Below are 15,244 nucleotides of genomic sequence, written 5' to 3' on the forward strand. Positions count from 1 at the left end.
CGACGCTACCGTCTCGAGCGGGGAGGCGTCCAGGGCTGGCGCGCCTCGTGCGGATGCGCCACCCTGGGGCGAGACGGATCGTCGCTCGCCGCGGCGGACCGGGAGAGGACGGGAGACGAGGTGAGCGGGATCCGCAGGGCGGCGTGGTGGGCGCTCGACTACGCCTATGCGCTGTGGTGGCAGCTGAGAGCGCGCGTGACGCGGGCCGTTCCCACCGCCTTCAGCGACGGCGACGGCACGCCCGTGCTCGTGATCCCCGGGGTGTACGAGTCGTGGCGATTCCTGCTGCCGCTCATCCGCGAGCTGCACGGCGCTGGCCACCCGGTGCTCGTCGTCGACCCGCTCGGGAGCAACCGCGTGCCGGTCGCCGAGGGCGCCCGCCGCGTGGACGCGGCGCTCGCCGCGGCGGGCGCCGAGGAGGTCGTGATCGTGGCGCACAGCAAGGGCGGCCTCGTCGGCAAGCACGTGATGGCCTTCGGCCGCGAGGCCCCGCGGGTCCGCTCCATGGTCGCGATCGCATCGCCCTTCGGGGGATCGCGCTACGCGCGGCTGCTCCCCGGACGCACGCTGCGCGCCTTCTCGCCGCGTGACGAGACCCTGCTGCGGCTCGCGACCGCGGCGGCGGTGAACGCGCGCATCGTCTCGGTCTACGCGGCTTTCGACCCGCACATCCCCGAGGGCAGCGAGCTCCCGGGCGCCCGGAACGTGCGGCTCGACACGGGCGGCCACTTCCGGATCCTCGCGCACCCGCGCACCCTGGCCGAGGTGCGGCGGGAGGTGGCCCGCGCGGCGCGCGAGGGAACGCACCAGGAGGAGGCCTCATGACCGGGCCGGCACGGGAGGTGCTGACGGTGGGGCACTCGACGCACCCGCTGGAGGAGTTCCTCGCGCTGCTCGACGGAGCCGGAGCCGCAGCGGTCGTCGATGTGCGCAGGCTCCCCGGATCGCGCCGCTTCCCCTGGTTCGACGAGGAGCCGCTGCGGGCGAGCCTCGCCGAGCACGGCATCGCCTACCATCGCATCCCCGAGCTCGCCGGCCGGCGGGGGGCGCAGCGCGATGTGCCGCCGGAGCTCAATGCCTTCTGGCAGAACCGGAGCTTCCGCAACTACGCCGACCACGCCCTCGGCGAGGAGTTCGCGGCGGGCATCGAGGCGCTGCTCGGGGTCGCCACGCGGGCGCGGCCCGCGGTGATGTGCGCCGAGGCGGTGTGGTGGCGCTGCCACCGGCGGATCATCGCGGACCACCTGATCGCCCGGGGCGTGCCCGTGCGTCACCTCATGCCCGACGGCCGCCTCGCCGAGGCCGCGATGACGCGGGGCGCCGTGCCGGCGGGCGGGCGGGTCACGTACCCCGGGCCGGAGGCAGCGGAGCCCGCGGAGCCCGCGCCACCCCGGGCTCAGGCGCGGTGCATCTCCTCGCCGCGCACGTAGGTGCTGAGCACCCGGGCGCCGAGCAGCGCGCTCGGCGCCGCCTCGAGCGGGTTGACGTCGAGCACGATGAAGTTCGCGTCGAGGCCCACGCTCACCCGCCCGCAGCTGTCCTCCATCTCACCGGCGTAGGCGCCGCCCGCCGTGAGGGCGGTCAGCGCCTCGGCGGGGGTGAAGACCCGCTCGGGGTGGTACGGCGGCAGCTCGGGGGAGAGCACCGATCCTGCGGTCAGCGCGATGTAGAGGTTCGGCAGCGGCTCGTGGGGGGCGGTCGGTGCGTCGGTTCCGAGGGTGAGCGCAACGCCCGCCTCGCGGAACTTGTGCCAGGGGAAGCCGGCCTCGCCGCGCGCGTCGCCGAGCATCGCCTTCCAGTTGTCGAGCACGGCGGGGTCGCAGTGCACAGGCTGCATGGAGGCGGTCACGCCGAGCTCGGCCATGCGCGCGATGGTCGTGTCCGCGACCGACTCCAGGTGCTCGATGCGGTGGCGCCGGGGGCGAGGGCCGTTCTCGCGGATCGCCTGCTCGACGGCGTCGAGGGCGATCTCGCTCGTGCGGTCCCCGATCGCGTGCATCGCGATCTGCAACCCTGCCCGGTCGGCGGCGGCGACCACGGGCATCACCCGCTCCGCGTTCCAGATCGGCTCGGCGTTGCTGCCGTTGGCGTAGGGCGCGCGCATGGTCGCGGTGCAGGCGTCGATCACGCCGTCCATGATGAGCTTCACGCCGGCGATCCGAAGCCAGGGCGCGGCGTCGCTCGCCGCGATCTCGTCGCGCAGCCGCACGATGCCCTCGACTGCGGCGAGGTCCCGAGCGGTGTCGCCGCTCGGCTCGATGATCCAGTGAGCGGTGATCGGGAAGGGGAGCCGTCCGTCTCGCGCCACGATCGCGCGCAGCGCCGCCACCTGGGGCGCGTTCAGCGACATCTCGGTCGCGCCCGTCACGCCGACGCCCAGATACGTCTCGAAGGCGAGATCGAGGGCGCGCACCGTGTCGGCCTCGGTGTGCTGGGCCTCGAGGAAGTTCCAGGCGTACTGCGTGCCGGCGGTCTCGTAGAGCATGCCGGTGGCGTCGCCGTTCTCGTCCCGTGCGATCTCTCCGCCGATCGGGTCGGGGGTGTCGCGGGTGATCCCCATCTCGCGCAGCGCCGCCGAGTTCACCCACACGGAGTGCAGGTCGTTGGCGTCGAGGTAGGCCGGCACCTCGGGTAGCACCTCGTCGATCATCGCCGCCGTGGGCTTGCCGCCCTCGATCGCGTCGAAGAGCCAGCTGATGCCGAGGATCCTCGGTGCCTCGGGGTCGGCCTCGCGCGCGGCGAGGAGGCGCTGCTGGATCTCGTCGAGCGAGCCGCAGTCGCGCAGCTGCACCTTCGAGAGGGCGTTGCCGAAGCCGGTCAGGTGGGAGTGCGAGTCGATGATCCCCGGCGAGACGAAGGCGCCGCCGAGGTCGAGTTCGGCGAGGGCCTCTGCTCCGCTGACCGCCGTGCGCACCTCGTCGAGTGACCCGACCGCCGAAAAGCGGCCGTCGGTCACGGCGAAGGCGTCGACGACGGCGGGGAACGGTGCCGCGTCGGCGGTGAAGACGGTGGCATTCCGGTAGATGGTGGTGGGCATGATGTCGTTGCTCCTTTCCGGGCAGCTCAGTCGCGGCCGGTGTGCAGGGGGTACTCCTCGGCGAGGGCGTCGATCGCCTCGGTCGAGGGGGCGTCCTCGGAGAAGTCGAGCTTCGGGACGGGGCGCCGGAAGAAGCCGGTCTTGAGGGCGAGGATGATCACGCCGATGAGCATCCAGATCCCGCCGACGAGCCAGGTGAGGGCTTCGAGCGAGGTCCACAGCCAGATGGTGAGTCCGAAGCCGATGAGGGGGATCGCGCCGTACCGGATCACCTGCCAGGTGGTGAGCGGATCCTGCCGCCCGCCCTTCGGGAAGAGGTAGCTGCGGATGACCGCCAGGTTCACCATCGCGAAGGCGGCCAGCGCGCCGAAGGAGATCATGAACGCGGCCTGGTCGAGGCTGAGGAAGAGCCCCGAGAGGGCGAACACCGAGACGACGGTGGCGGCGACGACGGGGGTGCCGAAGCGCTTGGAGAGGATGCCGAGGGGCCGGGGGAGGATGCCGTCGCGCCCCATCGAGTAGAGGATCCGCGAGACCGCGACCTGTCCGGCGAGGCCGGATCCGAAACAGCCCGCGACGGTGATGATGATGAAGATCACGGTGAGCACTTCGCCGCCGACGTGGGAGAAGAGCACGACGCCGGCCGCATCGAGGAGCTGCTGCGAGGCCTGGCTCCAGTCGTCGAGGAAGTAGGCGCGGGCGCCGACCCAGGACACGAAGATGAAGAGCAGGCCGCCGATGATGGTGGTGAGCATGATGGCGCGCGGGATGTCCGTGCGGGGGCGCTTCGCCTCCTCGGAGAGCGTGGAGACGGCGTCGAAACCGAGGAATGACAGGGCGAGCACGGCGGCGCCGGTGAAGATGGGGCTGTAGCCGGCGGAGCCGGGGATGAAGGGCTCGATGAGGCTCGGCGCGTTCGGGTCGTTGATCGCCGTCTTGATGGCGAGGATCGCGAAGACGAGCACGGCGGCGAGGGAGACGACCACGATGGCGGTGTTGATCTTGCCGACGAGCGAGATGCCGAGCACGTTGAAGATGAACACGCCGACGAGCGCGGCGAGCGTGAACACCCAGCTGGGCACGCTCGGGAACTGGGTGCCGACGTAGAGGCCCAGGATCAGGAAGTTGATCATGGGGATGAAGAGGTAGTCGAGGAGCAGCACCCAGCCGGTGAGGAAGCCGGCGGCACCGCCGAAGGACTGCTGCGAGTAGGTGTAGGCCGAGCCGGCGACCGGGTAGCGGCGCACCATTGCGGCGTAGCTCGACGCCGTGAAGAGCATGACGACCAGGGCGACCACGTAGGAGGCGACGAGGTGGCCCTCGGTGATCTGGTTCACGATGCCGTAGGTGGTGAACACCGTGCCGATCGCCATGTAGGACAGGCCGAAGAGGGTCAGGGTGACGGGACCCAGCGTTCGCCTGAGGTGTGGCGCGGAGGCTGTGGACATCGGATCTCCTTTGATACGTCGTGAGGGGTGTCGCGGGGCGCCCGCGATGGGAAGGCGGTCTAAAATGAACAAGGTTCTTTTTCCCGAGCATAGACTATACCCCGAAGAGCACCGAGGCCGAAGCGCAGCTCCCGCCGCGCCGTGAGCCCCGTGCCGAGACGAGAGAGTGCCACATGGACAGTGCCGTTCAGAGCGCCAAACGATCGGGCCGCCGCAGGGTGGGCCGGCCGAGCCAGCAAGTGCTGTCGCGGAAGAAGATCATCGAAACCGCCCTGCGGCTCCTCGACGCGCACGGGCAGGACGGTTTCGGCATGCGCGACATCGCCGCCGAGCTGGGGGTGCGCGCCTCCGCGCTCTACAACCACGTCGAGGGCAAGGAGGACATCTTCCGGGGCATCCGCGAGCTCATCGGCGAGCGGATCTCGGGCGAGATGTTCGAGACCGATCCCTGGGACGTCGCCCTCGTCGCCTGGGCGCGCGAGTACCGCGACGCCTTCGCCGCCCACCCGCCCACGATCGCCCTGCTCGCGGTCATGCCGCTGCATCCCGAGTCCTCCGTGAGCCTCGCCTACGACCGGGTGATCCGCTCCCTCGCAGCGGAAGGGTGGAGCCGGGACGAGGCCCTCAACATCCTCGTGTCCCTCGAGTCCTTCATCCTCGGCTCCGCACTCGACGCCGCCGCGGCGCCCGACATGATGGATCCGGGCCCGCGCGCAGACGTGCCCGAGTTCTCGGCCGCCTACGCCGCGCGAGCCGTGCTCGTCGAGCGCACCGCGACCCCGCCCGCGGACCTCGCCTTCGAGACCGGCCTGCGTCTCATCCTGAACGGCCTCCGAGCCGAGCGGGCCGAGCGGTCCGGGCGCCGCCGCCCGGACCGCTCCGGCGTCCCCGGTGAGCCCGCCTCCGGTCCCGCGCCGGAGGCGCAGGACTCAGCGGATCCCTCCGAGGATGCTCCCCGCACCGCTCAGGCGCGTCCGGTGCCCTCGAGCGGGTACTCCTCCGCGAGCTGATCGATCTGCTCGGTGGTCGGATCCGACTCGGAGAAGTCCATCTTCGGCACCGGCCGCTTGAAGAAGCCGGTCACGAGCGCGATGATGACCACGCCGACCGCGAGCCAGATGAGGCCGACCAGCCAGGTGGTCGCCTCCAGGGAGGTCCACAGCCAGATCGTCAGGGCGAAGCCGATGAGCGGGAGCACGCCGTAGCGGATCACCTGCCAGGCGGTGAGCGGACCCTGCCTGCCTCCCCGCGGGAAGAGGTAGGTCCGGATCACCGAGAGGTTGACCATCGCGAAGGCGGCCAGTGCCCCGAAGGAGATCATGAAGGCGACCACGTCGAGCGGGAGGAACAGTGCGGAGAGCGCGAACACCGACACCACGCAGGCGGCGACGACCGGGGTGCCGAAGCGGCGGTGCAGGCGCGACAGCGGCCTCGGCAGCATCCCGTCCCGGCCCATCGCGTAGAGGATCCGCGACACCGACACCTGGCCGGTCATCCCCGAACCGAAGGCGCCCACCACGTAGACCGCGACGAAGAACGAGGTGAGCCAGTCCACGCCGAAGGTGTCCATGACGGTGGTGCCCGCGGCGTCGATCTGCTCGGGGGTGAGGGTGCTCCAGTCGGGGTGGAAGGCGAGACCGCCGGACCAGGAGACGAGGATGAAGAACAGGCCGCCCACCAGGGTGGCGAGCACGATCGCCCGCGGGATGTCCTTCCGGGGGCGCTTCGCCTCCTCCGAGAGGGTCGACACCGCGTCGAAGCCGAGGAAGGAGAGCGCCAGGATGGCGGCGCCGGAGGCGACCGCGCCGATCCCGCCCTCCCCGAAGGAGAACGGCTCCAGGATCCCGACGGACATGTCGCCGCCCAGGTACTCCTTGAAGGCGAGGGCCATGAACACGACGACCAGCACCACCGACAGCGCGATGATGACGAAATTCGCCTTGTTGACCAGGGTGATGCCCAGCACGTTGAACAGCAGCACGAGCAGCAGCGCCGCAAGGGTGAACACCCACACCGGGATCGCGGGGAACTCGGTGTTGAGATAGATCCCGATGAGCATGAAGTTGATCATCGGGATGAAGAGGTAGTCGAGCAGCATCACCCAGCCGGTGAGGAATCCCGCGGCGCCGCCGAAGGACTGCTGGGTGTAGGTGTACGCGGATCCTGCCACCGGGTACTTGCGCACCATCGCGGCGTAGCTGCCAGCGGTGAAGAGCATGGTGACGACGGCGACGACGTAGGAGGCGGGGAGGTGCCCGTCGGTCACCTGATTGACGATGCCGTAGGTGGTGAAGACCGTGATGACGGTCATGTAGGTGACGCCGAAGAGCGTCAGGCCGAGGAGGCCGAGCTCTCGCTTCAGCCGGGGCCGCTGCGCGGACGTGGTCTCGGTACTCACGGTGTTCTCCTTCGAATGAGTGAGCGGGGGGGGGGAAGGGGGGATCAGGCGGTGAAGGTGGGCGCGCCCGCGAGCCAGGTGCCGCGCACCTCGATCTCGGGAATCGCCCCGGGGGCGACGAGCAGGGGATCGGCGGAGAGCCACACCGCGTCCGCCGCCTGCCCGAGCTCGAGCGTTCCGCGGTCGGGCGCGAGCGCCTGGCGCGCGATGCCGCGGGTGTAGGCCGCGAACGCCGTGGCGGGATCCACGCGCTCCTCGGGCAGCCAGGCGGCCTCCGCGGGCTCGTCGTGGCCGTGACGGGTGATCGCCGTCGCGAGCGCCGGCCGCCAGTCCGGGGTGGTGACCGGCCAGTCGCTGCCGAAGGTCACGGTGGCGCCCGAGCGGTGCACCGAGCCGATGAGGTACTGCCACTCGTCGCGCGGGTGGCCGAGATGCGGGATGGTGAGCGCGCGCATCACGGCGTCGCACTGCGCCCAGTACGGCTCGAAGTTGGCGATGACGCCGAGCGCGGCGAAACGTTCCACGTCATCCGGGGCCAGCACGGCCACGTGCGCGATCACGTGATGGCGCTCGCGCGGCGCATTCGCGGCCTGCGCCGCCTCCAGAGCGTCGAGCGCGAAGCGGTTCGCGGCGTCCCCGATAGCGTGCAGATGCAGCTGGAAGCCGGCGGCGTCGAAAGCGGCGGTCGCGGCGCTCAGCTCCTCGGGGCTCCAGTTGGGCAGGCCCCGCTCGTCCGGGCGGTCGGCGTAGGGCTCGATGAGCGCGGCGGTGTGGTTCTCCACGACGCCGTCCACGAAGAACTTCACCGTGTGCGCGGTGAGACGCTCGTGGCCGAGACCGCGCACTTGCTCGCGCATCTCCGCGAACTCCGTGAGCTGCTCGCGCCAGCGCGCGGGGTCCGCGCGGAAGGCGAGGTTCACCCGGGCGTGCAGGCGGCCCTCCTCGGCCGCCGCGAAGTAGACGGCCAGATCCGCCGGTTCCACCCACGCGTCCTGCACCCAGGTGGTGCCCTGGGCGGCGTAGCGCCGGGTGGCGCGCTCGATGGCGGCGACCCGCTGTTCGAGTGCGAACGCCGGGGCGACGTTCGCGAGGAAGTCGTTCGCGGCCGCCTCCTGCAGCGTGCCCAGCGGCGAGCCGTCCTCGCGGCGCACGATGCGCCCGAGCGCGGGATCGGGGGTGTCTGCGGTGATCCCGCCCGCCGCGAGCGCCGCGGAGTTGACCCACGCGGTGTGATAGTCCCAGGCGCGCAGGATGGTGGGCGTGTCGCCGGTCACCTCGTCGAGCCAGCGAGCGTCGAAGAGTCCGCCCTCGGCGAAGGTGGCGTCATAGCTGCCGCCGACGATCCACTCGGCCTCCGGGTGCTCGGTCTTCCAGGCCGCGACCGCGTCCAGGACGCCGCGCAGATCGGAGGCGGCGCGGATCGCGGGGCCCAGGTCCTCCTGGCCGCCCAGCAGGGGGTGCGCGTGACCGTCCCCGGGCGCCGGGGCGAGCGTGCCTCCGGCGAGGTCCACGACGGAGAAGCCGGGCTGCCCGGCGAGCGCGGCGGCATCCTCGCCGAGCGCGATCACGGAGCCGTCACGCACGGCGAGCGCGTGGCTGCGCTGCGCCGACTCGGGATCCACCAGGACGGTCCCGCCGAGAAAAACCGTGCTCGTCATCCGTGGCCCCCATTGCCGATCCCGAAGTAGTCCCGAACTCATAATGAACGAAGTTCGTTATTGGTCCGGGCACGAGACTAGTACGAATTGCTCGCGTGCGCGCGCAATCGCCCGCCGGGTATCGCGTTACGCGGCCGTGCGGCCGCGCGAGGGCGCACCCGGGTGCGCCGCCGCACGGGCTCCGGACCCCATGCGCGCCTGCGGGAACACGGCAACGGGCATCCGCCCGCGCGCGGGTCAGCGGAAGATGATCGTGCGATCCCCGTCGGCGAGGATCCGGTTCTCCGCGAACCAGCCCACCGCGCGGCGCAGCACCCGCGCCTCCTCGTCCTGGCCCAGCTGCACCAGCTCGGGCGGCGAGTAGGAGTGGTCGACGCGCACCACGTCCTGCTCGATGATGGGTCCCTCGTCGAGGTCCGTCGTGACGAAGTGGGCCGTGGCGCCGATCAGCTTCACCCCGCGCTGATGCGCCTGACGGTACGGGTTCGCGCCCTTGAAGCCGGGCAGGAAGGAGTGGTGGATGTTGATGGCGCGGCCGGCCAGAGCAGCGCACAGCTCGGGCGACAGGATCTGCATGTAGCGCGCCAGCACCACGAGCTCGATGTCGTGCTGTTCGACGGCTTCGAGCACGCGCGCTTCGAAGTCCGCGCGCTCCTCTGGGCTCGCGATCGCGCGATGCTCGAAGGGCACGCCGTAGAACTCCGCGATGTCGCGCACGGTCTCGTGGTTGGAGAGGATCAGCGGCACCTCGATGGGCAGCTGACCCCCGCGGCGGCGGTAGAGCAGGTCGTTGACGCAGTGGGTGGCGGTCGAGGCGAGCAGGAGCGTGCGCACGGGCCGGCCCACCACGTCGAGGCGCCAGCTCATGTCGTAGCGCGCGGTGACGGGGGCGAGCGCGTCGCCGAAGCGGTCCTCGAAGCCGTGCTCCTGCTCCGCGGCGCTCACCTGGAGACGCATGAAGAAACGGCCGGTGTCGGCGCTCGCGAACTGCTGGCTCTCCTCGATATTGCCGCCGGCCGTCACGACGGCGCCGCTGACGGCGTGCACGATGCCGGGCCCGTCGATGCAGGAGAGTGTCAGCACCCACTGGGGTGCGGGAGCGTGGTTCGCGTTGGGAGTCACGGAGAACCAGGGTAGTGGATGCGCCGAGGCGGAAGCGCCGGGGCTCCGCTCGCTCCGGCCGGTCCTCGCCCCGCCAGCGTTTCCGATCCCGAATCCGCTTGCTAAGCTGATGGGGTCGTGACTGGCGTGCAGATGGGACACCATCGGGGAACGACACCATCTCGTGAATTGGCCGCTCGCCTGGGTCGAAATTCTGGATCCCGCGCGTGCGCGGGGGAAACGCAGAGGAGCACACATGTCCACCCAGTCCGCATTCTTCAACGAGCCGCTCGAGGCCGTCGACCCCGAGATCGCCGAGGTGCTCAGGAACGAGCTCGGCCGACAGCGCGGCACCCTCGAGATGATCGCGAGCGAGAACTTCGTGCCGCGCGCCGTCCTCGAGGCGCAGGGCTCCGTCCTCACCAACAAGTACGCCGAGGGCTACCCGGGACGCCGGTACTACGGCGGCTGCGAGTTCGTCGACGTCGCCGAGGATCTGGCCCGCGAGCGCGCGAAGGCCCTGTTCGGAGCCCGCTACGCGAACGTGCAGCCCCACTCGGGCGCCTCGGCCAACGCGGCGGTGCTCTCCGCCATCGCGGAGCCCGGCGACACGATCCTCGGCCTGGAGCTGGCCCACGGCGGCCACCTCACGCACGGCATGCCGCTGAACTTCTCCGGCAAGCTCTACCGGGTCGCGTCCTACGGCGTCGATCCCGAGACCTTCCTCGTCGACATGGACGTGGTGCGCCAGCAGGCGCTCGAGCACCGCCCGAAGGTGATCATCGCGGGCTGGTCCGCCTACCCCCGCACCCTCGACTTCGCTCGGTTCCGCGAGATCGCCGATGAGGTGGGCGCGACCCTGTGGGTCGACATGGCGCACTTCGCCGGCCTCGTCGCCGCCGGGCTCCACCCCAATCCGGTCCCGCACGCGCACGTCGTCTCCTCGACCGTGCACAAGACCATCGGCGGGCCCCGCTCGGGCTTCATCCTCACCAACGACGCCGAGATCTCGAAGCGCATCAACTCGAACGTGTTCCCGGGACAGCAGGGCGGCCCGCTCATGCACGTGATCGCGGCGAAGGCGACCGCCTTCAAGCTCGCGGCGAGCGAGGAGTTCAAGGATCGCCAGATCCGCACGCTCTCGGGCGCCAAGCTGCTCGCCTCCTCGCTCACCACCGAGGCTTCGCGTGACGCGGGCGTCGACGTGCTCACGGGCGGCACCGACGTGCACCTGGTGCTCGCCGATCTGCGCAACTCGCAGCTCGACGGCAAGCAGGCCGAGGATGCGCTGCACGCGGTCGGCATCACCGTGAACCGCAACTCCGTCCCCTTCGATCCGCGGCCCCCGATGATCACCAGCGGCCTGCGGATCGGCACGCCGGCGCTGGCCACCCGCGGCTTCGGCGACGCCGAGTTCGCGGAGGTCGCCGAGATCATCGCGCTGACCCTGCAGCAGGCCGCCGATACGGAGGCGCTGCGCGCCCGCGTGAATGCGCTCGCCGAGGCCTTCCCGCTCTACCCGGGCCTCGAGGAGTGGTGAGCGGCGCATGACGGCTCAACTGCTCGATGGGATTGCTGCTGCGGCGCAGATCAAGGGGGAGCTCGCCGTGCGGGTCGCCGCGCTGCGGGAACGGGGGATCGTGCCGGGCCTGGCGACCGTGCTCGTCGGGGACGATCCCGGCTCCCGCTGGTACGTCGCGGGCAAGCACCGCGACTGCGCCGAAGTGGGCATCGCGTCCATCCGGCGCGAACTGCCCGCGACCGTCACCCAGGACGCCCTCGACACGGTCATCGACGAACTCAACCAGGACCCCGCCTGCACCGGCTTCATCGTGCAGCTCCCCCTGCCCGCGCACATCGACACCGACCGTGTTCTCGAACGCATCGACCCCGCCAAAGACGCCGACGGCCTCCACCCCACCAACCTCGGCCGCCTCGTCCTCAACGCCACCACCCCGATCCGCTCCCCCCTGCCCTGCACCCCCCGCGGCGTCATCGAGCTCGTGGAACGCAACGGCCTGTCCTGGGCCGGGAAACACGTCGTCGTCATCGGGCGCGGCGTGACCGTGGGACGCCCCATCGGGCCCCTCCTGACCCGCCGCGAACACAACGCGACCGTCACCCTCACCCACACCGGCACCCAGGACCTCCCGGCCCTGCTGCGCGAAGCCGACGTGATCGTCGCCGCCGCCGGCAGTCCCGGCATCGTCCGCCCCGAGCACGTCCGCCCCGGCGCGATCGTCCTCGACGTGGGCGTGTCCCGTCACACCGACCCCGGCACCGGGAAGAGCCGCATCGCCGGCGACGTCGACCCCGCCGTCGCCCAGACCGCCGCCTGGCTCTCCCCGAACCCCGGCGGCGTCGGCCCCATGACCCGCGCCCTCCTCCTCCAGAACGTCGTCGAAATGGCCGAACGCACCACCCACCACCCCTAACCCCTCCAGATCTATTGCATGCACTCACATTTTTTTTTTTTTTCCAAGAAAAGGCCGCCATACGAGACCACCCTCGGTCTCGTGGGCTCGGAGATGTGTAAAAGAGCCCCCCCCCCAACCCCCCGGCCCCCCGCCCGCACACGCGACAGCGAGCGGCGGTGCCGTGCGCGAGCCAAACCCCAAGGCATGGCGCACACCACCGCCACTCGCACACCACCACCACTCACCGCAGCCGAGAACCAACCGGACAGGAAGAAACAGGGGCAGGGTCAGAGAACGGTACGGACCGTGGCCTGATCGCCGGCGAGCAGCCCCATGCGCGTCGCCTGCAGGATCGCCTCCTCCCGGCCCCGCGATCGGAGCTTGCGGTAGACGGCGTTCAGGTGCTTCTTCACCGTGGCCGCGGTGACGAACAGCGCTTCAGCCGTCGTGCCGATCGAGCGGTAGCGCGCGATGGCGCGAAGGGTCCGCAGCTCCATCTCCGTGAGCCGCTCATACCGGCGGCTGCGCGCAGGCTCGGGCACCGCGTCGACCTCCGAGGTGAGATCGCACACCCCGGCGTCGCGTGCGGCCGTGGCGAGGGCGTGCAGTTCGTCGTACGGCACGCCGCGCAGCGGGGTGCGCAGCGCGTGCTCGCGCAGCAGCGCCGCCGCCTCTCCGAGGGCCTCGAAGGCCTCGCGCTGCCGCCCGCATCCCCAGGCGGCGAGGGCCGTGATCAGCGTGCGATCCGCGCGCTGCCGCACCGTGAGCCCCGCACCCGCCTGCTGCGCCAGGAGCAGCGCCTGCAGATCGTCCAGCGCGAAGAGCGAGAGGCGAGCCCGCTCCAGGCGAGTGGCCGGCCGGTCCGGATCGATCATGCTGAGCAGCGATGCGGCGCCGGCCAGGTCCCCGAGCGCACTGCACAGCGAGGCACGGTAGAGCACCTTCCACTCCCGCCATGGCTCGGCCTCCCAGCCGAAGTCGCCGATCCGGCCGTGCGCGGCAGCGGGGGCGGGCTCGGCGGCGTCGTCCGCGTCCGCCACCGCTTCTGCCGCCGCGGGCCCCGGTTCCGGTGCGAGCTGAGCCGCGGCCCACTCCACGCCGCGCAGTGAGCGCACCGCCTCGGCCTCGATCATCAGCAGGAAGGGCGACGCCTCGATGCGGTCCCGCAGCGGCGTCAGCCGTTCGAGCGCAGCGCGGAGCATCTCGTCGTCTTCGTGCTCGATCGCGAGCGCCGCGCGGGCCACCTCCCCCACCACCCAGGTCGATGCCGGGCTGGTGACGCCGGCCTCCACGCCCAGCCTCGCGCACTCGTCGAGCAGCTCGGCGCAGCGGGCCATCCGCCCGTCGAGGGCGTCCGTGAACGCGAGACCGCCGAGCGCCGCGAGCCGCCAGCGGCGGCCCGACACCGCGTCGCCGACCGTGCGGGCGGGGTCGCGCACGAGCGGCTCGACCGCGCCGCGCTCGATGAGCGCCTCGGCGTGGCCGAGCATCCGGTTCCAGTTGCGGCGCGCGCGTTCGAGATCGCCGAGGCGCAGCGCCGTCATCGCGATCTCGCGGTAGTACACGAGCGCCGCGCCGAACTCGGGAACGGAGTTCGCGGCGGCGAATCGTCCGGCGGCACGCTCGTCGGGCGCCGGAGCGGGAGCGATCCTGGTCTCCAGTTCGCGAGCGTCGCGCGCCGCAGCGGCCGTGTCCCCGGCGGCACGTGCGAGCACCAGGCGCTGGGCGATGGTGGCGAGCCGCGTCTCCGGCGGAGGCTCAGCGCCCGCGGAGGCGAGGGCGCGCGCCTCGACCACCCGCTCGCTCACTCCGGCGCGCATGAGCTCGATGAGCCGCACGGTCGTGCTCGTCGGCGTGGCCGGATCGCCCGTTTCGAGCAGCAGCCGGGCCGAGGCGAAGGCGGGGTGCGCCGAGAACGCCCGCTCGGGCAGGCCGCGCAGGAATGCCAGGAGCGTCTCGCTCTCCTCGGTGAGGGTGATGAACCGGCGCGCGAGCACGCGCTCGGCGGCGGCGAGGTCGCCGGAGGCGCTGAACAGCTGGAATGCGGTCACGGGGGCCGCGTGCTCCAGCTCGCGGGCGCGGCCGTGCAGCAGGGCCGCACGCTGCTCGGGGGTCAGGGAGCGCTCGGAGCGTCGCGCGAAGGCCGGCCGCACGGCCGGATTGCACACGAACTCGGTGCTGCCCGCGGTGCTGACCGGAAGCAGCACCCCGAGCTCGATGAGCTCGTGCAGCACCTCGCGCAATTCGGCGTCCCGCGCGCCCGTGAAATCCTCGAGTTGCGCGAAGGAGACGCCGTCGAGCACGGAGGCGGCGAAGAGGACGTGGCGCCCCGCATCGTTGACGATCTCGAGGTGGTTCAGCGCGAAGCGGCTGAGCTCGGTGCGGGGGTCGGGCGGATCCGCCTGCCTCTGCGGGGCGGTGTCCTCGTGCGCCGTAGCGGGGCCGAGCGCGGCGCGTGCGGCGAGCGGCCAGCCTCGGGCGTCGCGGATCGCCGCGTGCAGGCGGACGTCGTCGGCGCGGTGGTAGAGCGCCGCGAAGGCGGCGGCCTCCTCGGGGGTGAAGGCCAGTTCCTCCGCATCGAAGATGCGCACCGGGGTGCGGCTGGTGACCAGCGGGCCGTCGAGCACGCGCACGCGGCGAGCGAGCACCACCAGCGTGACGAGGGGATTGCTCGACGCGAGCTCGGCGATCAGCTGATCGTTCTCGGGCGACACCGCGTGATGGTAGTCGTCGAGCACGAGGGTGAGGGGCGCGGGCACGCGTGCGAGGATCTCGCGCACGGCGGCGAGGGGGAACTCGGGAGTCGTCGCCTGGGCGTCGAGCGTCAAGCTGAGCCGCTGAGCGACGTAACGCCAGAGCGAGTCGGCGCGGGCGGCGGAGCAGTCGATCCAGAGGGATCGGGAGGCGTCCTGCTCGATCCAGTTCCGCGCGGCGGTGGTCTTCCCGTACCCGGCGGGGGCGCGCAGCAGGAGCAGCCGGGAGCGGTCGCGGCTCTCCGAGAGCTGCTCCGAGAGTCGCGGACGGTCGAGGAGGCGCATGCTCGGAACCTCAGCGCGCGGTGCCGCGCGTCGTGGCCTGCGCGCGGTGCTCGGGCGGGATGCTGCGGTGCTGCATGGGTGGGTGTCTCACTCGGCCGGGGACTGGGTCGCGGGAGGCCGCGACGACCGCGTGTGTTCCCCCCGCCC

Annotated in this window: 11 protein-coding genes and 1 riboswitch; of the genes, 5 read left to right on the forward strand and 6 right to left on the reverse strand. The window is 71.6% G+C overall.

The window, feature by feature from the left end:
- Positions 1–120: 120 nt before the first annotated feature.
- Both B4915_RS10565 and B4915_RS10570 read left to right on the forward strand, forming a co-directional pair.
- The gene (locus B4915_RS10565; RefSeq protein ID WP_105805722.1) at positions 121–825 is read left to right on the forward strand and encodes an esterase/lipase family protein; all 705 of its coding nucleotides are present in this window, start codon (positions 121–123) and stop codon (positions 823–825) included.
- The gene (locus B4915_RS10570; protein ID WP_105805723.1) at positions 822–1,430 is read left to right on the forward strand and encodes a DUF488 domain-containing protein; all 609 of its coding nucleotides are present in this window, start codon (positions 822–824) and stop codon (positions 1,428–1,430) included. Before B4915_RS10565 ends, B4915_RS10570 begins: the two co-directional genes overlap by 4 nt.
- Here B4915_RS10570 and B4915_RS10575 read toward each other — a convergent pair.
- Both B4915_RS10575 and B4915_RS10580 read right to left on the reverse strand, forming a co-directional pair.
- Entirely contained in the window at positions 1,397–3,037 is a 1,641-nt protein-coding gene (locus B4915_RS10575; protein WP_105805724.1) for an amidohydrolase, read from the reverse strand. The two genes, B4915_RS10570 and B4915_RS10575, sit on opposite strands and share 34 nt — an antisense overlap.
- A gap of 26 nt (positions 3,038–3,063) precedes the next feature.
- Positions 3,064–4,485 carry an APC family permease gene (locus B4915_RS10580; protein ID WP_105805725.1) on the reverse strand — a complete coding sequence of 474 codons (1,422 nt, stop codon included), beginning with the start codon at positions 4,483–4,485 and terminating at the stop codon, positions 3,064–3,066.
- Positions 4,486–4,658: 173 nt separating this feature from the next.
- On the opposite strand from B4915_RS10580, the gene B4915_RS10585 reads away from it, so the two are divergent.
- A complete protein-coding gene (locus B4915_RS10585; RefSeq protein ID WP_105805726.1) occupies positions 4,659–5,495 on the forward strand; it encodes a TetR/AcrR family transcriptional regulator in 837 nt (278 codons plus the stop codon).
- Here the strand turns inward: B4915_RS10585 and B4915_RS10590 are convergent.
- From B4915_RS10590 to purU, 3 genes are all read right to left on the reverse strand, one after another.
- Positions 5,450–6,883 (reverse strand): APC family permease, encoded by a 1,434-nt coding sequence (locus B4915_RS10590; protein ID WP_245907438.1) that lies wholly within the window; start codon positions 6,881–6,883, stop codon positions 5,450–5,452. The genes B4915_RS10585 and B4915_RS10590 overlap by 46 nt on opposite strands.
- Positions 6,884–6,927: 44 nt before the next feature.
- On the reverse strand, positions 6,928–8,541 hold the full coding sequence (locus B4915_RS10595) for an amidohydrolase (protein WP_105805727.1): 1,614 nt from the start codon (positions 8,539–8,541) through the stop codon (positions 6,928–6,930).
- Between the two features lie 237 nt (positions 8,542–8,778).
- On the reverse strand, positions 8,779–9,663 hold the full coding sequence (gene purU, locus B4915_RS10600) for a formyltetrahydrofolate deformylase (protein WP_245907439.1): 885 nt from the start codon (positions 9,661–9,663) through the stop codon (positions 8,779–8,781).
- A gap of 107 nt (positions 9,664–9,770) precedes the next feature.
- A riboswitch (ZMP/ZTP riboswitch) is annotated at positions 9,771–9,856 on the forward strand.
- A gap of 42 nt (positions 9,857–9,898) precedes the next feature.
- Between purU and glyA the strand changes: the two genes are divergently transcribed.
- Together glyA and B4915_RS10610 are read left to right on the forward strand one after the other, a co-directional pair.
- Positions 9,899–11,182: a serine hydroxymethyltransferase gene (glyA, locus tag B4915_RS10605; protein WP_105805729.1), complete on the forward strand. Its 1,284-nt coding sequence runs from the start codon at positions 9,899–9,901 to the stop codon at positions 11,180–11,182.
- Between the two features lie 7 nt (positions 11,183–11,189).
- The gene (locus B4915_RS10610; protein ID WP_105805730.1) at positions 11,190–12,077 is read left to right on the forward strand and encodes a bifunctional methylenetetrahydrofolate dehydrogenase/methenyltetrahydrofolate cyclohydrolase; all 888 of its coding nucleotides are present in this window, start codon (positions 11,190–11,192) and stop codon (positions 12,075–12,077) included.
- Between the two features lie 269 nt (positions 12,078–12,346).
- Here the strand turns inward: B4915_RS10610 and B4915_RS10615 are convergent, their stop codons facing one another.
- Positions 12,347–15,097, reverse strand: a complete 2,751-nt coding sequence (locus B4915_RS10615; RefSeq protein ID WP_105805731.1) for an AAA family ATPase — start codon at positions 15,095–15,097, stop codon at positions 12,347–12,349.
- Positions 15,098–15,244 lie beyond the last annotated feature (147 nt).

Source organism: Leucobacter massiliensis, from assembly GCF_002982315.1.
Lineage (GTDB): Bacteria > Actinomycetota > Actinomycetes > Actinomycetales > Microbacteriaceae > Leucobacter > Leucobacter massiliensis.

Excerpts from the sequence above, each read along its gene's own strand:
- B4915_RS10585 (WP_105805726.1), top strand. The coding sequence starts at position 4,659 with ATGGACAGTGCCGTTCAGAGCGCCAAACGATCGGGCCGCCGCAGGGTG.
- glyA (WP_105805729.1), top strand. The coding sequence starts at position 9,899 with ATGTCCACCCAGTCCGCATTCTTCAACGAGCCGCTCGAGGCCGTCGAC.
- B4915_RS10615 (WP_105805731.1), bottom strand. The coding sequence starts at position 15,097 with ATGCGCCTCCTCGACCGTCCGCGACTCTCGGAGCAGCTCTCGGAGAGC.
- B4915_RS10580 (WP_105805725.1), bottom strand. The coding sequence starts at position 4,485 with ATGTCCACAGCCTCCGCGCCACACCTCAGGCGAACGCTGGGTCCCGTC.
- B4915_RS10610 (WP_105805730.1), top strand. The coding sequence starts at position 11,190 with ATGACGGCTCAACTGCTCGATGGGATTGCTGCTGCGGCGCAGATCAAG.
- B4915_RS10575 (WP_105805724.1), bottom strand. The coding sequence starts at position 3,037 with ATGCCCACCACCATCTACCGGAATGCCACCGTCTTCACCGCCGACGCG.
- B4915_RS10595 (WP_105805727.1), bottom strand. The coding sequence starts at position 8,541 with ATGACGAGCACGGTTTTTCTCGGCGGGACCGTCCTGGTGGATCCCGAG.
- B4915_RS10570 (WP_105805723.1), top strand. The coding sequence starts at position 822 with ATGACCGGGCCGGCACGGGAGGTGCTGACGGTGGGGCACTCGACGCAC.